This window comes from Dyella nitratireducens (assembly GCF_014642835.1).
GTDB lineage: Bacteria > Pseudomonadota > Gammaproteobacteria > Xanthomonadales > Rhodanobacteraceae > Dyella_B > Dyella_B nitratireducens.
In genome coordinates this window covers 266898-288287 of sequence record NZ_BMJA01000006.1, presented here as the reverse complement: position 1 = coordinate 288287, position 21390 = coordinate 266898, and the positions used below count along the sequence as shown (strand labels likewise).

19 protein-coding genes and 1 pseudogene are annotated in these 21390 nt (G+C 60.3%); 14 read left to right on the top strand and 6 right to left on the bottom strand.

Annotated features, from left to right (window positions below):
• Nucleotides 1-7 precede the first annotated feature (7 nt).
• Nucleotides 8-1669, bottom strand: coding sequence for an APC family permease (locus tag IEX75_RS23060; protein ID WP_188798203.1), 1662 nt, complete (start codon nucleotides 1667-1669; stop codon nucleotides 8-10).
• Between the two features lie 210 nt (nucleotides 1670-1879).
• Here IEX75_RS23060 and metF point away from each other — a divergent pair, with 210 nt between their 5' ends.
• From metF to IEX75_RS23020, 8 genes and pseudogenes are all read left to right on the top strand, one after another.
• Entirely contained in the window at nucleotides 1880-2704 is an 825-nt protein-coding gene (gene metF / locus IEX75_RS23055) for a methylenetetrahydrofolate reductase [NAD(P)H] (RefSeq protein WP_188798201.1), read from the top strand.
• A gap of 31 nt (nucleotides 2705-2735) precedes the next feature.
• On the top strand, nucleotides 2736-3329 hold the full coding sequence (locus IEX75_RS23050; protein ID WP_188798199.1) for a DUF4124 domain-containing protein: 594 nt from the start codon (nucleotides 2736-2738) through the stop codon (nucleotides 3327-3329).
• 63 nt (nucleotides 3330-3392) lie between these two features.
• Nucleotides 3393-4310 carry a branched-chain amino acid transaminase gene (locus IEX75_RS23045; RefSeq protein ID WP_188798198.1) on the top strand — a complete coding sequence of 306 codons (918 nt, stop codon included), beginning with the start codon at nucleotides 3393-3395 and terminating at the stop codon, nucleotides 4308-4310.
• 86 nt (nucleotides 4311-4396) lie between these two features.
• Nucleotides 4397-5017, top strand: a complete 621-nt coding sequence (gene lexA, locus IEX75_RS23040) for a transcriptional repressor LexA (protein ID WP_188798197.1) — start codon at nucleotides 4397-4399, stop codon at nucleotides 5015-5017.
• Nucleotides 5017-5616 (top strand): annotated as a pseudogene (gene imuA / locus IEX75_RS23035) (translesion DNA synthesis-associated protein ImuA); the annotation flags it as partial. The gene lexA and the pseudogene imuA, both read left to right, overlap by 1 nt.
• A 168-nt stretch (nucleotides 5617-5784) precedes the next feature.
• Entirely contained in the window at nucleotides 5785-7185 is a 1401-nt protein-coding gene (locus IEX75_RS23030) for a Y-family DNA polymerase (RefSeq protein WP_188798195.1), read from the top strand.
• The gene (locus tag IEX75_RS23025; protein WP_188798194.1) at nucleotides 7182-10259 is read left to right on the top strand and encodes an error-prone DNA polymerase; all 3078 of its coding nucleotides are present in this window, start codon (nucleotides 7182-7184) and stop codon (nucleotides 10257-10259) included. Before IEX75_RS23030 ends, IEX75_RS23025 begins: the two co-directional genes overlap by 4 nt.
• Nucleotides 10260-10266: 7 nt before the next feature.
• Nucleotides 10267-10860, top strand: a complete 594-nt coding sequence (locus IEX75_RS23020; protein ID WP_188798192.1) for an alpha-ketoglutarate-dependent dioxygenase AlkB — start codon at nucleotides 10267-10269, stop codon at nucleotides 10858-10860.
• Nucleotides 10861-10916: 56 nt separating this feature from the next.
• Here the strand turns inward: IEX75_RS23020 and IEX75_RS23015 are convergent, their stop codons facing one another.
• Nucleotides 10917-12095, bottom strand: coding sequence for a phosphoglycerate kinase (locus tag IEX75_RS23015; protein ID WP_188798191.1), 1179 nt, complete (start codon nucleotides 12093-12095; stop codon nucleotides 10917-10919).
• Nucleotides 12096-12223: 128 nt separating this feature from the next.
• Between IEX75_RS23015 and maiA the strand changes: the two genes are divergently transcribed.
• Complete coding sequence (gene maiA, locus IEX75_RS23010) at nucleotides 12224-12883, top strand: maleylacetoacetate isomerase (RefSeq protein ID WP_188798190.1); 660 nt, start codon at nucleotides 12224-12226, stop codon at nucleotides 12881-12883.
• A gap of 137 nt (nucleotides 12884-13020) precedes the next feature.
• On the opposite strand, the gene IEX75_RS23005 is transcribed toward maiA, so the two are convergent.
• Together IEX75_RS23005 and IEX75_RS23000 are read right to left on the bottom strand one after the other, a co-directional pair.
• Nucleotides 13021-15327: a DUF1631 domain-containing protein gene (locus IEX75_RS23005; protein WP_188798188.1), complete on the bottom strand. Its 2307-nt coding sequence runs from the start codon at nucleotides 15325-15327 to the stop codon at nucleotides 13021-13023.
• A 210-nt stretch (nucleotides 15328-15537) separates the two neighbouring features.
• The gene (locus tag IEX75_RS23000; RefSeq protein WP_188798185.1) at nucleotides 15538-15810 is read right to left on the bottom strand and encodes a Trm112 family protein; all 273 of its coding nucleotides are present in this window, start codon (nucleotides 15808-15810) and stop codon (nucleotides 15538-15540) included.
• Between the two features lie 67 nt (nucleotides 15811-15877).
• On the opposite strand from IEX75_RS23000, the gene purE reads away from it, so the two are divergent.
• Nucleotides 15878-16381, top strand: a complete 504-nt coding sequence (purE, locus tag IEX75_RS22995; protein ID WP_188798184.1) for a 5-(carboxyamino)imidazole ribonucleotide mutase — start codon at nucleotides 15878-15880, stop codon at nucleotides 16379-16381.
• Nucleotides 16378-17529: a 5-(carboxyamino)imidazole ribonucleotide synthase gene (locus tag IEX75_RS22990; protein WP_188798182.1), complete on the top strand. Its 1152-nt coding sequence runs from the start codon at nucleotides 16378-16380 to the stop codon at nucleotides 17527-17529. Before purE ends, IEX75_RS22990 begins: the two co-directional genes overlap by 4 nt.
• 172 nt (nucleotides 17530-17701) lie before the next feature.
• Here IEX75_RS22990 and IEX75_RS22985 read toward each other — a convergent pair whose 3' ends face one another.
• Nucleotides 17702-18283 carry a superoxide dismutase gene (locus tag IEX75_RS22985; RefSeq protein ID WP_188798180.1) on the bottom strand — a complete coding sequence of 194 codons (582 nt, stop codon included), beginning with the start codon at nucleotides 18281-18283 and terminating at the stop codon, nucleotides 17702-17704.
• 111 nt (nucleotides 18284-18394) lie between these two features.
• Between IEX75_RS22985 and grxD the strand changes: the two genes are divergently transcribed.
• The 3 genes from grxD to IEX75_RS22970 are packed head-to-tail and all read left to right on the top strand — an operon-like array spanning nucleotide 18395 to nucleotide 20143.
• Entirely contained in the window at nucleotides 18395-18721 is a 327-nt protein-coding gene (grxD, locus tag IEX75_RS22980) for a Grx4 family monothiol glutaredoxin (protein ID WP_188798178.1), read from the top strand.
• The gene (locus tag IEX75_RS22975; RefSeq protein WP_188798176.1) at nucleotides 18718-19491 is read left to right on the top strand and encodes an SDR family NAD(P)-dependent oxidoreductase; all 774 of its coding nucleotides are present in this window, start codon (nucleotides 18718-18720) and stop codon (nucleotides 19489-19491) included. Before grxD ends, IEX75_RS22975 begins: the two co-directional genes overlap by 4 nt.
• A gap of 55 nt (nucleotides 19492-19546) precedes the next feature.
• Entirely contained in the window at nucleotides 19547-20143 is a 597-nt protein-coding gene (locus IEX75_RS22970; RefSeq protein WP_188798265.1) for a YhgN family NAAT transporter, read from the top strand.
• Nucleotides 20144-20248: 105 nt separating this feature from the next.
• On the opposite strand, the gene IEX75_RS22965 is transcribed toward IEX75_RS22970, so the two are convergent.
• Nucleotides 20249-21364 (bottom strand): PilT/PilU family type 4a pilus ATPase, encoded by a 1116-nt coding sequence (locus IEX75_RS22965; protein ID WP_188798174.1) that lies wholly within the window; start codon nucleotides 21362-21364, stop codon nucleotides 20249-20251.
• Between the last annotated feature and the right edge of the window lie 26 nt (nucleotides 21365-21390).

The window sequence follows — 21390 nt, the reverse complement described above, 5'->3', positions numbered from 1 at the left end:
GCGTTAGTTAGCTGCGTGCGATGCTTTCGGCAGTTTCCTCGTCCGGCGGCACCAGTGGCAGATCCGGATGTGCGTGCGCACTGTCGCGCGCCGCTTCTACTGCCGGCGTGCGCCAACCGGACTTCACGCCCCACAGATAGAACACCAAGCCGATCACGGCGACGACAGCAAGATCGATGCCGTAAGACAGATAACCGCGGCCACCAAAGGTCGTGCTGCCCAGCCACGACACCATGGCAACGGTAGGCAGATAAACGATCAGCCAGCATGCACCTTTCAGGTGGCGGCCGAAATCATGCCAGCCAGCTTTTGCCTGGTAATAGAGATACACCGGCAACGCCACCACCATGAGCAGAATGATTTCGCCGGTCAGCGGCCACTTCGCCCAATACAACAGCTCGGTTGCCATGATGAAGGCGACGCCAGCGAGTACCGGCAATCCTGCCACGCGCAACGGGCGATGCAATTCCGTCGCTGTACGGCGCAGCGTCATTACGCTTACCGGACCGGTGAGATAGGAAATGATCGTCGCCACCGAAATCACCGCCGCCAGCGTGCCCCAGCCGCGGAAGAAGAACAGGAACAGGAACGACACCACCAGGTTGAACCACATCGCCGGACGCGGTACACCCCATCTCGGATGCACCTGGCCGAGAATCTTCGGCAGCGTACCGTTGCGTTCCATGCCGTAAATCATGCGCGCCGTGGTGGCGGTGTAGGTCATGCCAGTGCCGCTGGGGCTGATAAAGGCATCCACATACAACAGCATCGCCAGCCAGTGCAGGTTGACGATGATGGCGAGCTCCGCAAACGGCGAACGGAAATCGATGCCGTGCCAGCCTGTCTTTGCCAGCATTTCCTGCGGCACTGCGCCGAGGTAGGCGACCTGCAGAATCACATAGATCACGGTCGCCAGCAGGATCGAGCCCACCACGGCAAATGGGATGCTGCGACCTGGATTGCGCGCTTCGCCGGCCAAATTTACCGGGCTCTGGAAGCCATTGAAGCTGAAGACGATGCCGGCCGTCGCGACAGCCGTGAGCACAGCGGGGAAATCGATCGCATGGCTACCGCCATGGATGCCCACCGAGAAATTTTCGGAGTGAAAGCCACTGGCAATCAGCGCCAGGCCAGTGGCTGCCGGCACCACCAGCTTGAATACGGTGATCGCCGTATTGGAGTGCGCAAACAACTTCACACTCCAGAAGTTGAGCAGGAAGTAGATGACCACCAGCACCGCTGCGATGGCGAGGCCGTTAGGGCTCAGCTCGCCGACCCCGTTGCTGACGTGATACAGATCCTGTGCCCACGTCCACGGCCATGAGGCCATGTATTGCACCGAGGCCTCGGCCTCCACCGGAATCACCGACACGATCGCGATCCAGTTCGCCCACGCAGCGATAAAGCCCACCAGCGAACCATGCGAATAATGGCCGTAGCGCACCATGCCACCTGATTCGGGGAACATCGCGCCCAGTTCTGCGTAAGTCAGCGCGATGGTCATGATGATCGCCGCACCCAGCACCCACGCCCAGATGGCGCCCGGACCGGCCAGACCGGCTGCCTTCCATGCGCCGAACAGCCAACCGGAGCCGATGATCGAACCCAGGCCGGTAAGCATGAGGGCAAACGGCCCCACATCGCGGCGGATCGCGTTGGAAGAAGACATCGAGTACTCCCTGAAGCCAAGAACGGCCGCCTGAGGCGACACAATCCAGCGATGATGACAGACCGGTGTGTGTAGTGTCAGCCGTGCCGAGGTTAGCCGCCCATACCGAAAGTCTCGCCTTGGCGAGTCGGCGCGTGCTTATGCGCGAATATATCTTTTCATCTCGAATAAGAGATATATACTGTCGGTCTGACGTCAAGGACCCAAGCCATGCCGGCCATCAGCTTCGAATTCTTTCCGCCCAAGACTGACGAACAGCGCGCCCAGCTCGACAAGACTGCCAAGGAGCTGAAAGCGCTCAAGCCCGAGTACGTCTCTGTCACCTTCGGTGCCGGCGGCTCCACTCTGAGCTACACCAGCGAAACGGTCGCGCGGCTGCATCAGCAGCATGGTTTGGATGTGGCCCCACATCTGTCCTGCATGGGCGGCACCCGCAAAGAAATTGCTGATCTTCTCGATGCCTATCGAGCCGCCGGTTACCGGCGCCTCGTAGCGCTGCGTGGCGATCTGCCCTCGGGTATGGCCTCGCCAGGTGATTTCCGTTATGCCGCCGAACTGGTGCACTTCATCCGCGAACACTGCGGCGATCATTTCCATGTGGAAGTGGCGGCGTACCCAGAGATGCATCCCCAGGCGGAAGACGTCCAAACCGATCTCAAGCATTTCAAGGCGAAGATCGACGCTGGCGCGAACGGCGCCATCACGCAGTACTTCTTCAATGCCGATGCGTATTTCCGTTTCGTCGATGACGCACGCCGCCTGGGTGTGTCGGTACCGATCGTGCCGGGCATCATGCCCATTTCCAATTACGCGCAGCTCAAGCGTTTCTCCGATGCTTGCGGTGCAGAGATTCCCCGTTGGATCGCCAAGCGCATGCAGGCGTATTACGACGACGTAGAATCCATCCGTGCGATGGGCGCGGAAGTGGTGGCGCAACTGTGCCGCCGCCTGCTGGAAGGCGGTGCGCCGGGCCTGCATTTCTATACGCTGAACCGGACGAAAGCGACGCGCGCAGTGCTTGATCAGCTCCACTGATGCGTGTCACGCATCGGGCTATGCTTGCCCGATGCGTTCCCTCGCCTTGCTCCTGCTGCTGTTGTTGTTGCCTATCTCTGCCGTCAAAGCGCAGGGCGATATCCATCGTTGCATGGGCGCGGATGGCATTCCCGTCTTTACGGATCGCGTTTGCACTGACGTGAATGCCAAGCCTGTGATGCCAGCACCTGTGACGAGTACATCGGCTCCGACTCAACCTTCGCAAGCCCCCGCGGTGACGTGCGCTGCAGATATGAAACAGCTCAAGCAAGCCGTGACTGATGCTTTCGCCGAACGCAATCCCAACCGTCTTGCCGGCCTGACATTATGGAACGGCGATGGGAAAGACGAAGTCGTCGCGGATATCCGCTATTTCATCCGCCTGATGTCGCGACCACTCGTCGAGGTGAAAAGCATTCCCAACGCCTCTTCGACTTCCAGCGATGATGATGAAGCGGATGCATCTTCGCTTTCGTTATCAGCCTCACCCAACCAAACGCCTGCGCATGGTGAAGCGCTGATCGTGCAGACCGAATCCGACGATGGCAGTGGCGCCACCGCGCAAACCCGTTTCGACGTGGTGCATCGTTCGGGCTGCGTGTGGTTACTCCCACAAGGTGGCTAAACGAACGAAAGGTGTCGAAAGATTCGGCACGCTATCATGGGCGATCCCCACCGGAGATCCCCCATGGCCCAACAGTATCCCGAATGGATTTGGCAGAACGGCGAGATCAAGCCGTGGAAAGATGCCACCGCGCATGTGATGTCGCACGCCTTGCATTACGGCTCCTCGGTGTTCGAAGGGATACGCAGCTATGTCACGCCGGAAGGCGCGGCGATCTTCCGTCTCACCGATCACTTAAAGCGCCTGTATCACTCGGCCAAGATCTACGACATGGTGCTGCCGTATGCGCAGGAAGAACTGGCTGCTGCGTGCCGCGACGTCATCCGCAAGAACGGTTACTCCGCTGCCTACTTGCGCCCGGTGGCTTATCGTGGTCTGGGCGGTTTCGGGCTTTCCGCCGAAACACCGATCGACATCGCCGTGGCCACTTGGCCGATGGGCCCATACCTCGGGCCGGAGGCGCTGGAAGTTGGCATCACTGCCTGTGTATCGAGCTGGCAGCGTTTTGCGCCGAACACCATTCCGGCGGGCGCGAAAGCTGGCGGCAATTACCTTTCGGGCCAGTTGATCGCACGTGAAGCGCGTCGTCTCGGCTTTGGCGAAGGCATCGCCCTGGCTGCTGGTGGCCTGCTCAGCGAAGGTGCTGGCGAAAACCTGTTCCTGGTATTCGACGGCGCGCTGCACACCACGCCCGCCAGCGCCTCCATTCTCGCCGGCATCACCCGCGACACCATCAAGGTGCTGGCGCGCGAAGACGGCATCGAAGTGGTGGAGCGCGACATTCCACGCGAATACCTGTACCTGGCCGACGAAGTGCTGATGTGCGGCACCGCCGCCGAAATCACTCCCATTCGCGAGATCGACGGCAAGCAGGTGGGTAGCGGCAAGGCCGGTCGCCTCACCCGCCGCCTGCAGGAGCTGTACTTCGGGCTATTCAACGGCAAAACGCAGGACAAGTGGGGCTGGCTGGAGCCGGTTTGACCTTGTAAGGCCCTCCTCGCCAAGCCGGGGAGGGTGCTAACTGCGGACACTTCATTTTCACCTAAAAAGGTGAAAAGATGTGCGCCATGACCCTTCAGCTCACCAGCCGCCAGTCCAACATCCTCGCCTTCATCCGTGAGCGGCTGGAGCAGAGTGGGGAAGTGCCTACGCTGGAGGAAATCGGCCAGGCGATGGGTATTCCCAGCGTGAGCGCGGTGCTCAAGCACGTGCGTTCGCTGGAAGCCAAAGGCCGATTGGTGATCGAGCCCAACCGAACACGTGGCATTCGGTTGGTGCAGGAAACCGATCCGCTCGCTGCCGATACCCTCGAACTTCCCCTGATCGGCCGCGTCGCGGCTGGCGAGCCGATCTTTTCCGAATCGCGCGTGGAACGCAGCCTGCGTGTCTCGCGATGGTTGTTCCGCCTGAAGCCGGATTACCTGGTGAGGGTGGTGGGCGACTCCATGCGCGACGAAGGCATCCTGGATGGCGACTTGGTAGCCGTCCACGCCACGCCGATCGCACGGCATGGCCAAGTGGTCGCAGCTCGCGTGGCGGGCGATCGCTTCACTATCAAGCGGCTGTATTGGAAAGGCGATGTGATCCGCCTGCTGCCGAACAGCCCCGGCTATCAGCCGATCGACCCCGATCCCACTGAAGACTTTGCCATCGAAGGACTGTTCGCAGGTCTGGTGAGGGGCAGCTAATGGGCACGGTCGTGGCTTTGTCGAACCTGCTCGAGGCCCGGCAGGTCTGGCGCGGTCGTTCGACGGCACCGGTCGAAGGCGGACAACCCACCGGTTGGCTGATGCTGGATGCAGTACTGCCGGCACACGGCTGGCCGGAAGCTTCGCTCACGGAAATCCTGCTGCCGGCCGACGGCATCGGCGAATTGCGCTTGGTGCTGCCAACGCTCGCGCGACTCACGCAAGGCCAGCGTCCTGTCATGCTGATCGCGCCGCCGTATGCACCATGCGCCATGGGCTGGCGGCAGCAAGGCGTGAGTCTGCAGCGCGTGGAAATCGTCGATGCGGACGAGAAACACGTGCTGTGGGCTGCCGAACAATGTTTGCGTTCCGGTAGTTGCGCCGCCGTGTTGGCGTGGCCGCAGCAAGCTGATGATCGCAGTCTGCGTCGTCTGCAAGTGGCGGCGGATACCGGGCGTGCGCTAGCTTTCGTGTTTCGCGATCGTCGTTATCTGGCGAATGCGTCGCCGGCCGCATTGCGATTGGAACTCGCCGCATGGCCGCAACCGTCGATCTGGGTACGCAAATGCCGTGGTGGCAATGCGCCGACGCAGGCGATTCCTTTTGAGCCGCACATCAAAGCGCCAGGTTGTCGCGATAAAGCGCCCCACACTGCCGTTATTCCCACGAAAGCAGATACGTGTGGAGAGCAAATGGACATGCTCGAGTTTGAGGAGCGAGGAATTCGCTTCTTGCCCATAAGCAGAGGGGAGTAAGGGTGGCTGCTTATGCTTTGGGTTTGCATCACACTTCCACACTTGGCGCTCGATGGCGTCCTCCGCCGACGATCCGATGATGTCCCGCTGGTGCTGGTGGATGGCCCCGCGAATGCACGCTGCGTCGTTGCAGCCAATGCATCGGCACAAGATGCAGGTTTGTACGTCGGCCAACGTCTGACTGCCGCACAAGCGTTGCTGGCGCAATTCGAAGCCATGCCTTATGACGCTGCAGAAGCGGATCGCTGGCAGCGTTTTCTGGCCGGCGTGGCGTACCGCTACAGCTCGCAAGTGGCGCTGCTGCCGCAGGCCATTGTGCTGGAAATCAGCCGTAGTCGCAGTCTGTTGGGCGAATGGCAGACGATTGAGCGCAGTCTGCGTAGCGATCTCTCTGCACTTGGTTTTCGCCATGACATCGCTGCTGCGCCGACGCCGCATGCTGCACAGGTGCTCGCCAGCATCAAGGATGGGCAGGCCGTGCTGACGAGGGAGGTCATGCAACGTGCACTCGAGGCGGTGCCTTTGGTGAAAAGTCATTTGCCCGAGCATGCAGTGGATGCGCTGTCACGCATGGGCATCCGCCGCCTCGGCCAGCTCTTGTGCATGCCGCGCGATGGTTTGCAACGCCGCTTCGGCGCTGAACTGTTGCAAACCATCGATCGCCTGCTGGGCGATGCACCAGCCGGACTGGAACTCTATGTGCCACCCGATGCCGTGGATTGGCGCATCGAGCTTTCGCACGAAGTAGAAAACATCGCTGCGCTGGTGTTTCCCATCAAACGTATGACCAGCGACCTTGCGGCATATCTCTCTGGACGCGATGGCGGCGTGCAACGCTTTGCCTTGCAGTTGGAACATCGGGGAGGCAAGGCGACCGAAGTGCCAGTGGGTATGCTCTTGCCTGAGCGTGATGCCAACGTTCTGTTCGAAGCGACGCGTGGCCGCTTGGAACAAGTACAACTGCCTGCACCCGTGTTATCGCTGCGTTTGATGGCCAACGATCTACCTGGTTTCGTGCCTGCCGGCCGCGATCTGTTCGACGAACGTCCCGCCAATGCGTTGCCGTTTGAGCAATTGCGCGAGCGCTTGCGTGCACGGCTGGGTGATCGCGCGGTATATCGCTGGGGCGCCACGATCGATCCGCGCCCCGAGCATTCGCAGTGCACCACCATCCTGGATGACAATTTTATTGAGCCACGCACACGCCCCACGTGGCTGCTGCCTAAACCCATCCCTTTGCGCGGCATGCTACGCATACTCGCCGGTCCCGAGCGCATAGAAACCGGCTGGTGGGACGGCGATGCGGTACGCAGGGATTACTACATCGTCGAAACGGAACAAGGTCAACGCGCCTGGGTGTATTGCGCGCCGGACGAACAATGCGGCTGGATGCTGCATGGATGGTTCGCATGACGGACTACGCCGAACTCCATTGCCTGTCGGATTTTTCATTCCAGCGCGGCGCCTCCAGCGCGCGCGAATTATTTGAGCGTGCCACCGATTGCGGTTATACCGCGCTGGCGATCACCGACGAATGCTCTCTCGCCGGCATCGTGCGCGCGTGGGAGGCTTCGCGCGATACGAAAATGCCACTGATCGTCGGCACGGAAATCCAGTTCGCCGATGGCCCCAGGCTGGTGCTGCTGGCGGAAAGCAAGCAAGGCTATGTCTCGCTGTGCCAGCTGATTACGCGAGGTCGGAGGGGCTCCGAAAAAGGCGAATATCGCTTGACCCGGGCAGACATTGCAGACGGTGCGCCGGGCACGTTGGTGCTTTGGATTCCCGAACGGGAACCTAATCACGAACATGGGGCCTGGGTGAAACACACCTTCGGTAATCGTTCCTGGCTGGCGGTGGAGTTGCATCGCGACTGTGACGATGCAGCGCGTTTTACTGAACTCGAGGCGCTGGGCGAAGCGCTGCAGCTACCGCGCGTAGCAAGTGGCGATGTGCACATGCATATGCGTCGTTGCCTGCCGCTGCAGCACACGATGACAGCGATACGGCATCACATGACCATTGCTGAAGCTGGTTCCGTGTTGTTTCGCAATGGCGAGCGGCATCTTCGCCGGCGTTCGGTGCTGGAAAAGATTTATCCCAAGGCATTGCTGGAAGAGAGCGTACGCATCGCCAAGCGTTGCACGTTCAATTTAAAAAAGGATTTGCAGTACCAGTATCCGAAGGAACTGGTGCCGGAAGGCTATACGCCCATGCAATGGCTACGTCACCTCGTTGCCGAAGGTTCGGCATGGCGCTGGCCGCAAGGTGTGCCAGCCCTGCATCAGGCTACTATCGAGCATGAGCTGCAACTGATCGAGAGGAAAAAATACGCGGCGTTTTTTCTCACCGTTCATGACATCGTTCGTTATGCGCGCAGTCAGCACATTCTTTGCCAGGGACGTGGTTCGGCAGCTAATTCCATCGTGTGCTTTACGTTGGGCGTGACAGATGCCGATCCGGAAAAGGTTACGCTGCTGGCAGAGCGTTTCATTTCCGTGGAGCGCGATGAACCACCCGACATTGATGTCGATTTCGAGCACGAGCGACGCGAAGATGTTATCCAGTACGTCTACAGGAAATATGGCCGCGAACGTGCCGCGATCGCAGCCACCGTCATTAGCTACCGCTCCAAAAGCGCCGTGCGCGATGTGGCCAAGGCGTTAGGGCTGCCCGAAGACCAGATCGACAAGCTTGGCCGTTGCTTCTTCCGTCTAGGCGATGCTTCTCTGCCGGACCGTTTGCGCGAACAGGGGTTCGATCCCGATGTACCTGTCATGCGCAGGCTGCTTGCGCTGACCAAGCAGCTGCTCGGTAAGCCGCGTCATTTAAGCCAGCACGTGGGCGGTTTCGTGATTCACGATGCACCGCTGCATGAATTGGTGCCGGTGGAAAACGCAACCATGCCGGATCGCACGATCATCCAGTGGGACAAGGATGATCTAGACACCATGGGCTTGCTCAAGGTCGATTGCCTGGCGCTCGGCATGCTGACTTGCCTGCGCAAATGCTTCGATCTTGTGAAGACCTATCGCGATAAGGCGTTGAGCATTGCCACGATCGAGCCCAACGATAAAGCAACGTACGCGATGATCCAGCGCGCCGAAACCATCGGCGTATTCCAGATCGAAAGCCGCGCGCAAATGGCGATGTTGCCGCGGCTCAAGCCAGCCAGTTATTACGACCTGGTCATCCAGATCGCGATCGTGAGACCCGGTCCTATCCAGGGCGACATGGTGCATCCCTATTTGAGACGTCGAAGCGGCGAAGAACCTGTCGCCTATCCATCGAAAGAGCTGGAGCCGGTACTTGAGCGTACCAAAGGCGTGCCGCTGTTTCAGGAGCAAGTGATGAAGCTGGCCATGGTGGCGGCCGGTTACACGGCAGGCGACGCGGATGAATTGCGTCGCGCCATGGGGGCATGGAAACGTTACGGCGACATGGAGAAACATCACGAAAAGCTCGTTACCGGCATGTTGGCAAGAGGTTATACGCAGGAATTCGCCGAACAGATCTTCAACCAGATAAAAGGCTTCGGCAGCTACGGCTTTCCAGAAAGCCACGCCGCCAGCTTCGCCAACATTGCTTATGCAAGCAGTTGGCTGAAATGCCATGAGCCAGCCATGTTTGCCTGCGCACTGCTCAACGCGCAACCGATGGGTTTCTATGGCCCCAGTCAAATCGTGCAGGATGCGCAGCGCCATGGCATCGGTGTGCGTCCGATGGATGTTCGCTATAGCGATTGGGATTGCACACTGGAGCCTGATGCACGCAGCAAGAAGGGATTCGCTTTGCGACTTGGTTTGCGCCAATTGCGTGGTTGCAGCGAAAAAGTGGCGCAACGTATTTCCGCCGCACGCAAGCTTGGGCCGTTTCGTGATGTCGTTGATCTTTGCACACGCGCCGAACTGGACTCGCGTCACCAGGATCTGCTCGCCGACGCAGGCGCCTTGCGTGGCCTGGCAGGTCATCGCCATCGTGCGCTATGGCTTACTTCGGGCGTTGAATCTCAGCTGCCTCTATTCGGTCGCACTAGCCCGAACGAACAGGACATCGTGCTACCGCTGCCCACGATCGTCGAAAACATGACGGCCGATTACGCACACAGTGGATTGAGCCTTGGGCCGCATCCATTGAAGCTGCTGCGTAGCCGTCTGCGCGCCGATCGATACCTGGATTCGCGCAGCCTGCAGAAATTGCCGCATGCCACGCAGGTGCGCACGGTGGGGTTGGTCACACAACGCCAGCAACCGCAGACCGCCAGCGGCGTCACCTTCATCACCATCGAGGATGAGTTCGGCCATGTAAACGTCGTGGTGTGGAATCACATCGCGCAAACCCAGCGCCGTCCTTATCTGGAAGCGCGCTTGCTCGCAATCGAAGGTCGCTGGGAAGCGGTTGATGGCGTAAGCCATCTGATTGCACGGCGACTACGCGATCTCAGCAGCATGCTGGCGGACCTCGATGCTCGCTCGCGGGATTTTCATTGAGGGTTTTATGCAAGCACTACTTTTCGAACAGGGTGTACAAAGGATTGTCGAGGATCAGACCGGGCCGATCACCTATTACCCGGACATCATCACACCTGCATTAGCCAAAGCCTGGTTCGATACCTTACTTAACCACGGTGACTGGCATGAAAGCTCGCGCATGATGTACGAGCGTTTGGTGGGCGTGCCGCGCTTGCATTGTCATTACGACATCGCCAGTTCTGCGCTGCCGAGCGTATTGCGCGATGCCTTGGCGGTGGTCAAGCAACACGTGGATGTGCCGTTCAATAGCATTGGGCTTAACTGCTATCGCGACGAACATGACAGCGTAGCGCTGCATAACGACAAGTTGCACGAATTGGTACCGCATCGACCGATCGTGTTGCTGTCATTGGGAGCGACACGGACCATGGTGATTCAGCGCAAGAAGCCACCAAGGCTAAAGACCGAGCTGGAGTTGGAGGCAGGCAGCCTGTTGCTAATGGGCTGGAATGCGCAATGGCATTATGACCACGGCATTCCCAAGCTGCGGTGCCCAGTGGGGCCGAGAATCAGCGTAGCGTTTCGGGTGCGGCCGGAGAAAGCCGATAAAACCTGGTAACTACACTGCCGTCATTCCCGTTTTCGCGGGAATGACGGCAGTGTGAAGTTATGGGTTTACTTTGCTGCCCGCGCCTTCAACGCTGCTACTGCAGGTAGCTCCTTGCCTTCCAGGAATTCCAGGAACGCACCACCACCGGTGGAGATGTAGGAAACCTTGTCTTCGATGCCGTATTTATCCACTGCCGCCAGCGTGTCGCCGCCACCGGCAATGGAAAACGCCTTCGAATCGGCAACCGCATGCGCCAGCACTTCCGTGCCCTTGCCGAAGGCGTCGAACTCGAACACGCCCACAGGGCCGTTCCATACCACGGTGCCGGCTTTGGCAATCAGCTCGGCGTACTGCTTGGCAGTTTCCGGACCAATGTCCAGAATCATCTCGTCGTCCTTCACCTGGTCCACTGCTTTCACTGTGGCTGGTGCATGCGCAGAGAACTCCGGCGCCACCACCACGTCGACCGGCATCGGCACCTCGGCGCCACGGCGCTTGGCATCGGCCAGTACTTTCTTCGCGGCAGGAATCAGATCGGGTTCGTACAACGAATTGCCGACGCCGTGGCCTGCGGCGGCGATAAAGGTGTTGGCGATGCCACCACCGACGATCAGCTGATCAACCTTGCCAATCAGGTTTTCCAGCAGCGTGAGTTTGGTCGAAACCTTGGAGCCCGCGACGATGGCAAGCAGTGGATGTGCGGGCTGTTCCAGCGCTTTGCCGAGCGCATCGAGTTCGTCGCACAGCAGCGGGCCGGCCGCTGCGATGGGGGCAAACTTGATCACGCCATGCGTGGAAGCTTGCGCGCGATGCGCGGTGCCGAAGGCATCCATCACGAACACGTCGCACAGCGCGGCATACTTCTTCGTCAGCGCTTCATCATCCTTGCCTTCGCCGACATTCATGCGGCAGTTTTCCAGTACCACTACTTCGCCGTCGGCGACATCCACGCCATCAAGATAATCGGCGATCAGGCGCACAGGCTTGCCGAGATGTTCACCCAGCCATGCGGCCACCGGCTTGAGGGAGGATTCCTCGTCGAACTGGCCTTCCTTTGGACGTCCCAAATGCGACATCACCATCACCTTGGCGCCGGCATCGCGCGCAGCCTTGATGGTGGGCAGCGAGGCATCCAGGCGTTGCGTGGAGGTGATGCGGCCGTTCTCGATCGGCACGTTCAAGTCTTCGCGGATCAGCACGCGCTTGCCGCGCAGATCGAGGTCGCTCATGCGGGTGATGGTCACGGGAAAACTCCTGGCAGCTATGGAAGAAGGTCAGGCCCGGAGGCCGGAACAGGCTATTTTCCTGCCCGCCTCGCGGCGATGCAAACGGTGCAGGTTTACACTCAAGGTTTCAGTTCTATGGAATGACTATGTCATCCAGCCTCGTGCTTTACAGTTATTGGCGTTCCAGCGCGGCCTTCCGCGTGCGCATCGCACTGAATCTAAAGGGCTTGCATTACGAAACCAGGGCTGTGCATCTGGTTCGCGACGGTGGTGAACAACACTCGCCAGAGTATGTGGCGCTCAATCCGCAGCAGCTAGTACCGGTGCTGGTCGATGGAGACAAGGTGATGACGCAGTCCATGGCCATCGCTGAATACCTGGATGAAACCCATCCGCACCCGCCGTTGTTGCCGGCGGATGCCGCTGGCAAGGCGCGCGTGCGTGCCATGGCACAAATCGTTGGTTGCGATATCCATCCCATCGGCAATCTGCGCGTGTTGCAGCAGATTGGCTCGCAATTCGGTGCCGATGACGAACAGAAAAGCATCTGGATGCGCCACTGGATTGCCGCCGGATTCCAGGCTTTGGAAACCGTGCTGGCGAACAGCAAGGAGACGGGTCGCTATTGTCATGGTGATACGCCGGGCCTGGCTGATCTTTGCCTGGTGCCGCAGGTGTACAACGCGCGGCGATGGAAGACCCCGTTGGAGGATTATCCGACGATCTTGCGCATCGACGCGGCATGCATGGAGCTGGATGCGTTCAAGACGGCCATGCCGGAACAACAACCTGATGCGCCCAAATAAATTCGGCGAAATGAACCGGGGTGTTGCCATTCTGGTGCACGCATACGGCTGTCCCTGAAAAAAAAGAGGCTCGGCAGTAGCCGAGCCTCTTCCATGTTTTTTCACAGTTTAAACAGGAGAGCGAGATTCGACGCGAATCAGGGTGATTCGCCCGGACGAACCTCTTCGTGGCTCAGGCGATCCACGATCGCATCCATCGCACGATCGAACAGGGCATTGGAGGCCAGGATGCGTGCACGGCCTTCCGCCATCACCATCGCCAATTCATAAGGCGAGTAATCTCCCACCTTCAATCCGCGGCGGTTGACGAACAGATAGCGTCCGCTCATCGGGCTGATCCACGACAGCTTGGCGCGTTCGAAATGGTCGTCCTGGCCGATGAACTCCAGCCAGATGCCAGGCTTGAGCACTTTCACCTGTTCCAGTTGCTCGCGTACATCCGGCGCAATGGCGTCTTCGGCGGGCTCGGTCGCCACATCGTCCAGGTCGTCCACGCTTTCGGCAATCGGCTGGATACTTTCCGGAATCGGCAGCGGCGCGGGCGCAGCTTCAGCGGTTTGCGGTTGTGCTGGTGTGGACGGCGCTTCGCCGAGCTGATGGCGATAGTAGGCGTGAAGCTGGGCAAGCAACCTCTCGATGTCGGCGTCCTGGAAGGCGACGTTCGCCAAACCCTTGCGCAGGGCTCGCTCGATGCCGGGCAACAACTGGCGCAGATCGCGCTTGGCTTCCGGTGTGCGAGTCGGCTTGGTGCTGGCAATGAAGGCGTCGACGAAGCGCAGCGCTTCGCGGAAGTCGTTCGAATCCTCGCCCTTGCGCAGGATGGTGAGCACCAAATAGTTCGCCCACGCACGCGACAGCACGCCGTGGATCAGCGGCGGCAGCACGTGGTCGCCGATGCGATTGAGGATTTCGCGCGCCGCGCGGCGGCGCGCTTGCTCCAGCTTTTCGCGGCCACGCGTGGATTCGGCCACACGTTGTTCGGCCAGTTCGGCACGGCGACGGTTGGATTCCTGGAATTGCTGCAGTTCGGCTGACAGGCGATCGAAGATCGTCATGTCATCGTCGAATTCCTGCAGCAGGCGTTCGACGATCGCCTTGATGGTGTCGTGCAGGCGGCCGTCGCGGTCGGACTCTTCGGACCAGCTCTTGGCTGCGTCGGCCAGGCCATCCAGCAGGCGACGCGCCGGATGCTGGCGATGCGCGAACAGCTTGCGGTCGAGAATGGCGGCCTTGAGATACGGAATCTGCAAACGTGCCAGCAGCACCTGCATCTGTGGCGGCAGGTTGCGGTCTTCGAGGATGAATTCGAACAGCATGCCAACCAGATCGATGGTGTCTTCATCGATGGTGGCGATCTGCCCTGGACGCTGGCCACGCAGCGAGCCGAGCTGCGACATCAATTGTTCTTTCAGATGCAGCACTTGCTCGGCGATATCTACCGAGCTGACGTGCGGGGCCGCCGGCTGCGGCATCGGCAGCATCGCAGCCTGGCTTTGCAGCACGCTCAGTGCGCCGATCAATTCGTTGGCGGTGGGCAGCGGGCCTGCGGTCATCGCCGATAGCGGCACATTAGGATGGGCGCGGCGCGCGCTGAACAAAGTACGCAGTGTTTGCAACAGTTCGGCCGAGGCTTCGCTGTCGTCGGCGGGCAAAGGTTGCGGGATCTCGCCCGAGGCCGCCGCCGTACCACCCGCAGCAGCACCGGCACCCGCACCGCCACTGCGCACCACTTCATGACGCAACTGCGGCAGCACACCCGCGCGCATCAGTTCGGCGTTGACTTCCTGGTACAACTCTTCCAGCGCCGACATCACGTAGCGATCGAACAGCTTGTAGATGATCAGCTTCACACGCATGTCGGCGTTGAGCTCACGCATCGCCTGGCGGAACGCCTGGGCGAGCAAGGCTGGGCCGATCGGGTTGGTGGCGTCTTCAATGCGCGTGCCGCCGCAAATCACCGACAGGCGCTGGTTGACGGCGAACAGATCGCGCGACAGGCGCGACTCGTTCTTACCGATCATGCTGGTGATGGCCAGCGACTCTTCCAATTCGTTGTCGGCCACCAGTGAGAGTTCGACTGAGCCAGGTGCCGGCGTTGGCACACTGTTGGTGGTCGGACTGGCGACAGGGGAGTGATTGCCGCTGGCAAAATCGTTCAACTCGCGCGATACCAGCGCCAGGAAGGCGCGCTCGACGATCGGCCGACGCTTGCGCACCTCGCGCATACCGTCGAAGTAATGCATCTGCGCGGCGTTGTTCTCCGCCTTTTCAGCCAGGTCGAACAGGGCGTCGTCGACGTGTTCGAACATGTTGCCGATGTACTGCTGCAAGCGGCGGGAGGAGATGTTCCGGACAGCGTTCAACAGGTCGCCTCCGCGTCCGCTGGATGGGTCCAGCCGCTGGCCAAGATTGACGACGTTGGAGGAATCGTTGGCTTCTTTCATCGCCACACCCCTGTGGTTGGCTGGCTAGGCCGGTGTTGACTGCCGTAAAAGGCAGCTAATCGCCTCTGACGACCGCGGAGGGTCGCGACAGGGATGCCGCCGATAGCTGGAACATAAGCGAAAACCGGTTTCACCGCCATGTCCTAAGTCATGCTTTTGTGTACTGTGCGTCCAGCTGGCGTGAAGGTAGCTGAACGGGCTGGCAGGTTCTTACGCCGCGGCGGGAAAGTCCGTGAACTGGGTGATCCCGATGCCTTCCTCAGGCAGCATGACTGGGATGCCATCCTCGACCCGATAGATCACCTTGCGGTCGACCGTGATCAAGCCCTCTGCCACCCGGTTCTGGATCGCTCCCCCGGCAACGTTGAGTACCTGACCGCCGTCGATGGCCCGGTTCAGAGCAGCAAGTTCGTTGCCGCTCAGGGGGCGCACCGGTGTCTTGCTTACCGGGCAGCAGAGGATGTCGAGCAGGCGTTTATCCATAGGAAACAGTAGGTATCGTTGCAATGCGGCGAAGTCCGTACAATAGCCCCTTTTGGACGACCGGACCATGACGGAAACAGCTTCAGCGCCGCGGGTTGGTGTGGTGATGGGATCGCGTTCGGATTGGGAAACCATGATGCACGCGGCCGAAATGCTCGAGGCGCTCGGCGTGCCGCATGAAGTGCGGGTGGTCTCTGCACATCGCACGCCGGATCTCCTGTTCCAGTACGCCGAGCAAGCCGTATCGCGTGGCATCCAGGTGATCATCGCCGGTGCCGGCGGCGCAGCCCATCTGCCGGGCATGCTGGCAGCCAAGACCCGTCTCCCCGTGTTCGGCGTGCCGGTGCAGTCCAAGGCCCTGAACGGTATGGATTCCCTGCTTTCCATCGCGCAGATGCCGGCTGGTATTCCGGTTGGCACGCTGGCGATCGGCCGTGCCGGTGCTTGCAACGCCGCCCTGCTCGCCGCGTCGGTGTTGGCCTTGCACGATCCGGCTATCGCCAAGGCAGTGGAAGCCTACCGCGCGCGCCAGACGCAGACCGTCCTGGATAACCCGGACCCCCGTCAGTGACCGCACGTCAGAAACAACCTGTACTGGGCATTTTAGGCGGCGGACAGCTCGCCCGCATGCTGGCTCTTGCCGCAGCGCCGCTAGGTGTCAACACGCTGGTCGTGGATAGCGCGGCGGACGCTTGCGCCGGGCAGGTGGCACCGTTGCGCCTCGCCGATTGGAGCGACTTCGCCGCGCTGGAGAAATTTGCGGCCGAGGTCGACGTTGTGACCTTCGATTTCGAAAACGTCCCGGCTGACACCGCACACTGGTTGGCCGAGCGTGTGGCGGTATTCCCGAATCCGCGTGCCTTGGCGGTGGCGCAGGATCGTCTGGCCGAAAAAACGCTGTTCCGCGAATGCGGTTTGCAGACGCCCGCGTTCGAGGCGGTTGATACCCGCGAGGGTCTGGACCGCGCCTTGGCCAAGATCGATGCGCCATCCATCCTCAAGACACGGCGCCTTGGTTACGACGGTAAAGGGCAGTTCCGCATCAAGCAGCTCTCCGACGCCGATGCGGCGTGGGAAACGCTTGGCGCCAATGCACACGGTTTGATTCTCGAAGCCTTCGTGCCGTTCAAGCGCGAGCTTTCCGTGCTGGCGGTACGTTCGCGCGACGGCGATTTTCGCGTATGGCCGCTCACGCAGAATTGGCATACCGATGGTGTGCTGAGCATGAGCCTTGCACCGGCGCCGGAAGTGGGCGCGCTGCAATCGCGTGCCGAAGCCTTGGCGCGCACGCTGGCCGAACATCTGGATTACGTGGGCGTGTTCGCGCTGGAGCTGTTCGTCAAAGACGGCGAATTGCTTGGCAACGAAATGGCGCCGCGCGTGCACAACTCCGGTCACTGGACCATCGAAGGCGCTATCACCAGTCAGTTCGAAAACCATGTGCGCGCCGTGCTCGGTTTGCCGCTCGGCGATACTTCCGCAAGCGGTTTCTCCGCCATGTTCAATTGGATCGGTGTGCTACCGGATGCCGCGCCGGTGCTCCGTGCCATTGATGGGCATTGGCACGACTACGGCAAGCAATCGCGCCCGGGACGCAAAGTGGGGCATGCCACGGTATGTGCGCAGGATGCGAAAACCTTGGCGGCGCGAGTGGGCGAGATTGCGCGTGTGTTGAAGCGGGAGGAGCAGGCAGCACCTGCGTTACGCGCACTTCGTTGATTCCCTTCTCCCTTTCGGGGAGAAGGTGCCCGAAGGGCGGATGAGGGGCCAATCTCGCGAAGACGGTGGTACGAAGCACGCCTCGTAAGGAAGATCGTCGCGAGCGTGCCCCCTCACCTCAATCCTCTCCCCGAAGGGGAGAGGAGGTAAACGCAAAAGGCAATTTATCTGATCAACCCAGATTCTTCGCCGCAAAATCCCAGTTCACCAGATCCCAGAATTTGTCCACATAGCTGGGGCGCGCATTGCGGTAATCGATGTAGTAGGCGTGCTCCCACACATCGATGGTGAACAGCGGCTTGTCGCTACCGGTGATCGGCGTGGCGGCATTGGACGTGTTGACGATGCCCAGCGAACCATCCGGACGCTGCACCAGCCAGGTCCAGCCCGAGCCGAAGTTGCCAACGGCGGACTTCTTGAATTCTTCCTTGAACTTGTCGAAGGAACCGAACGCCTTGTCGATCGCATCGGCCAGTTTGCCGGCCGGCTTGTTGTCGCTCTTCGGTGAGCGCATGGAGTGCCAGTAGAACGTGTGGTTCCAGGTTTGCGCTGCGTTGTTGAACACGCCGCCGGACGACTTCTTGACGATGTCTTCCAGCGAGGCGTTCTCGAACTCGGTGCCCTTGATCAAGTTGTTGAGGTTGGTCACGTAAGCCTGGTGGTGCTTGTCGTGATGGAACTCCAGCGTCTCGGCCGAGATGTTCGGCTCTAGCGCATTCTTTTCATAGGGCAGGGGGGGAAGTTCGATCGCCATGGGTAACTCCTGGGGCGTTGGCTGAGGATGACGGTTCCGCCTGGCCGGCTGGCTGCCGGGACGGCTGGTACACTACTAAGCTGGCTGCATTGTAGTGATGAAACCCGAGTTATGGACGTCAACGAGCGAATCAAGGCGGTGCTGGCCGAGCACCCTATCGTGCTTTTCATGAAAGGCACGCCGGAGTTTCCGATGTGCGGCTTCTCTGCGCGTGCGGCACAGGCACTGACGGAAGCGGGCGCGATGTTCCATGCGGTGAATGTGCTGGCCGATCCGGAGATCCGTGCAGCGCTGCCGCACTACGCCAACTGGCCGACCTTCCCCCAGCTTTTCATCCAGGGCGAACTGATCGGCGGCTGCGACATCGTGGAAGATCTGAAAGCCTCCGGCGAGCTGGCGCGCATGGCATGCGACGTGGCCGGGGAACACCACGCATGAGCTTGAACCTGCCGCTGCATCGCTTGCCCTCAACCTGGACGCTCGCGGCCAATGAACTCGATGGCCGCGTGGTGCTGGTCACCGGCGCCTATGGTGGATTGGGCAGTGCCGTGGCGCGAGCCGCCGCACGTGCCGGCGCTACCGTGGTGATCACCGGCAAGCGCAAGCGGCAACTCGAACAACTTTACGATGCGATGACACGCGACGGTTTGCCCGAGCCGGTGATCCATCCGCTTGATATGGAAACCGCTACACCGCGCGATTACGAAGCATTTGCCGAAGGTTTGCAGCGTGATCTCGGCCGGCTCGACGGCATCGTGCATGCCGCGGCAAGCTTCGCCGGTTTGATGCCGGTGGCCATGCACAAGCCGGATGCATGGTTGCGCAGCTTGCACGTCAACGTTTCCGCACCGTTTGCGCTCACCCAGGCTTGCTTGCCATTGCTCACCACTGCGCCCGATAGCGCAGCGGTGTTCGTGCTGGACAACCCTGATCTGGTGCGACGCGCGCATTGGGGTGCATACGGCGTGTCGAAGGCGGCGTTGGAACGCTTCGTGGCGATCCTGCATGAGGAACACGACGAAGGCAGCTTCCGCGTGCATGCATTGCTGCCCGCGCCGATGCGTACCACCTTGCGCCGTACCGCTTATTTCGGTGAAGACACGCTGCAGCATCCATTGCCCGATGCCACGGCGGATGCCGTGGTGTATCTACTAAGTGATAAAGCTGCCGCCACACGTGGCGGTGTGCTCGATCTGCGCGTGGCATGATCATCGGCCACGTGCCGCGTACAAGCAATAAAAAGGGGAATGCATGCAAACGCAGATGACCACCTTGTCGGCGGCGATCCTGCTGTTCCTCATCATGGATCCGCTTGGCAACATTCCCATCTTCCTCAGTCTGCTGAAGGATGTGCCACCCAAGCGCCGCCGTGCGGTGATGGTGCGCGAGTTGTTGATCGCCTTGGCCGTCTTGCTGGTATTCCTGATGGGTGGTCAGCTGATACTCAAGCTGCTGCAACTGCGTGAGGAATCGATCAGCATCGCCGGCGGCATCGTACTGTTTTTGATCGGCATTCGCATGGTGTTTCCTCCGGCCGAAGGTGGCATCTTCGGGCAGGCTGGCGAGGGTGAGCCTTTTATCGTGCCAATGGCGATTCCCGGCGTAGCCGGTCCATCGGCCATGGCCGCCTTGCTGCTGCTCACCAACACCCAACCTGGCCGCACTGCGGATTGGGCCATTGCCTTGCTATGCGCATGGCTGGCCACGGCAGTGATTCTGTTGAGCTCTACCTATCTGTTCCGCTGGCTGGGCGAAAGCGTGCTCACTGCGCTGGAGCGGGTGATGGGCATGCTGCTGATTGCTCTGTCGGTGCAGATGTTCCTGGGTGGCATCGCGGCGTATTTGCACCTGACGGTTTGAGCCGCGCGGTGTCTTGAGAAAATCTCATGCAAAGGGCCTCAGCTAACGCCGAGGCAAGATATTGCGCATGGATTGCCCAGCTTTCGTGGGTTTAAAGGGCGGGGTTTAAAACCCCAACCCGTACGGATCGTTCCCTACCAGTTCCGCCGTCTCCGAATTGCCGCCTTCGGACAAACGAATCTTCAACGCCAGGCCATCGCGCGAGTCGGCCTTGGCCAGTGCTTCTTCCAGTTCGATACGGCCGGCTTTGTACAGCTTGTACAACGACTGGTCGAAGGTCTGCATGCCTTCCTGCAGACTGCGATCCATGGCCTCTTTCACTTCATGGATCTGGCCACGGCGGATCATGTCGCGGATCAGCGGCGTGTTGAGCAGCACTTCCACGGCGGGCAGGCGGCGTCCGTCCTTGCCGCTGACCAGGCGCTGGCTGATCACTGCGCGCAAGTTCAGGGCCAGGTTCATCAGCACGTTCTTGTGCGCCGATTCGGGGAAGAAGTTGAGGATGCGTTCCAGCGTCTGGTCGGCGTTGTTGGAGTGCAGCGTCGCCAAGCACAAGTGCCCGGTTTCGGAGAACGAGATCGCCGCTTCCATCGTATCGGTGTCGCGAATCTCACCGATCATGATCACGTCCGGCGCCTCACGCATCGCGTTGCGCAGGGCCTCGTGATAGGTGTGCGTATCCAGGCCGACTTCGCGCTGGTTGACGATCGACTTCTTGTGGCGATGCAGGTATTCGATCGGATCCTCGATGGTGAGGATGTGCCCAGACGAATGGCTGTTGCGATGGTCGAGCATGGCCGCCAGCGTGGTCGACTTGCCGGAACCCGTGGCACCCACCACCAGGATCAGGCCGCGCGGCTCCATGATCAGGTCGCGGAAGATGGGCGGCAGTTGCAACTGTTCGATGCTGGGGATCTCGCTCTTGATCGCGCGGATCACCATGCCCACTTCACCGCGTTGCTTGAATACATTGATACGAAAACGGCCGGCCTCTTTTACCGCCAAGGCCATATTGAGTTCCAGATCACGCTCGAACTGCGGCACCTGTCCCTCATCCATGAGCGAATAGGCGATTTTTTTCACCATGCCGCTGGGTAGCCCGGTATTGCCGAGCGGGTAGAGCTTGCCCTCGACCTTGATGTTCACCGGGGCGCCGGTCGTCAGAAACATATCCGACGCGCCCTTGTCCACCATCAATTTGAGGAAGTAACCGATATCCACCTTAAAGACCCCAGTTTTTTGCGCAT

Bases quoted from the DNA above. Each gene is read 5' to 3' on its own strand.
- IEX75_RS23060 (WP_188798203.1), bottom strand. From the start codon at position 1,669: ATGTCTTCTTCCAACGCGATCCGCCGCGATGTGGGGCCGTTTGCCCTC.
- metF (WP_188798201.1), top strand. From the start codon at position 1,880: ATGCCGGCCATCAGCTTCGAATTCTTTCCGCCCAAGACTGACGAACAG.
- IEX75_RS23050 (WP_188798199.1), top strand. From the start codon at position 2,736: ATGCGTTCCCTCGCCTTGCTCCTGCTGCTGTTGTTGTTGCCTATCTCT.
- IEX75_RS23045 (WP_188798198.1), top strand. From the start codon at position 3,393: ATGGCCCAACAGTATCCCGAATGGATTTGGCAGAACGGCGAGATCAAG.
- lexA (WP_188798197.1), top strand. From the start codon at position 4,397: ATGACCCTTCAGCTCACCAGCCGCCAGTCCAACATCCTCGCCTTCATC.
- IEX75_RS23030 (WP_188798195.1), top strand. From the start codon at position 5,785: ATGCTTTGGGTTTGCATCACACTTCCACACTTGGCGCTCGATGGCGTC.
- IEX75_RS23025 (WP_188798194.1), top strand. From the start codon at position 7,182: ATGACGGACTACGCCGAACTCCATTGCCTGTCGGATTTTTCATTCCAG.
- IEX75_RS23020 (WP_188798192.1), top strand. From the start codon at position 10,267: ATGCAAGCACTACTTTTCGAACAGGGTGTACAAAGGATTGTCGAGGAT.
- maiA (WP_188798190.1), top strand. From the start codon at position 12,224: ATGTCATCCAGCCTCGTGCTTTACAGTTATTGGCGTTCCAGCGCGGCC.
- IEX75_RS23005 (WP_188798188.1), bottom strand. From the start codon at position 15,327: ATGAAAGAAGCCAACGATTCCTCCAACGTCGTCAATCTTGGCCAGCGG.
- IEX75_RS23000 (WP_188798185.1), bottom strand. From the start codon at position 15,810: ATGGATAAACGCCTGCTCGACATCCTCTGCTGCCCGGTAAGCAAGACA.
- purE (WP_188798184.1), top strand. From the start codon at position 15,878: ATGACGGAAACAGCTTCAGCGCCGCGGGTTGGTGTGGTGATGGGATCG.
- IEX75_RS22985 (WP_188798180.1), bottom strand. From the start codon at position 18,283: ATGGCGATCGAACTTCCCCCCCTGCCCTATGAAAAGAATGCGCTAGAG.
- grxD (WP_188798178.1), top strand. From the start codon at position 18,395: ATGGACGTCAACGAGCGAATCAAGGCGGTGCTGGCCGAGCACCCTATC.
- IEX75_RS22975 (WP_188798176.1), top strand. From the start codon at position 18,718: ATGAGCTTGAACCTGCCGCTGCATCGCTTGCCCTCAACCTGGACGCTC.
- IEX75_RS22970 (WP_188798265.1), top strand. From the start codon at position 19,547: ATGACCACCTTGTCGGCGGCGATCCTGCTGTTCCTCATCATGGATCCG.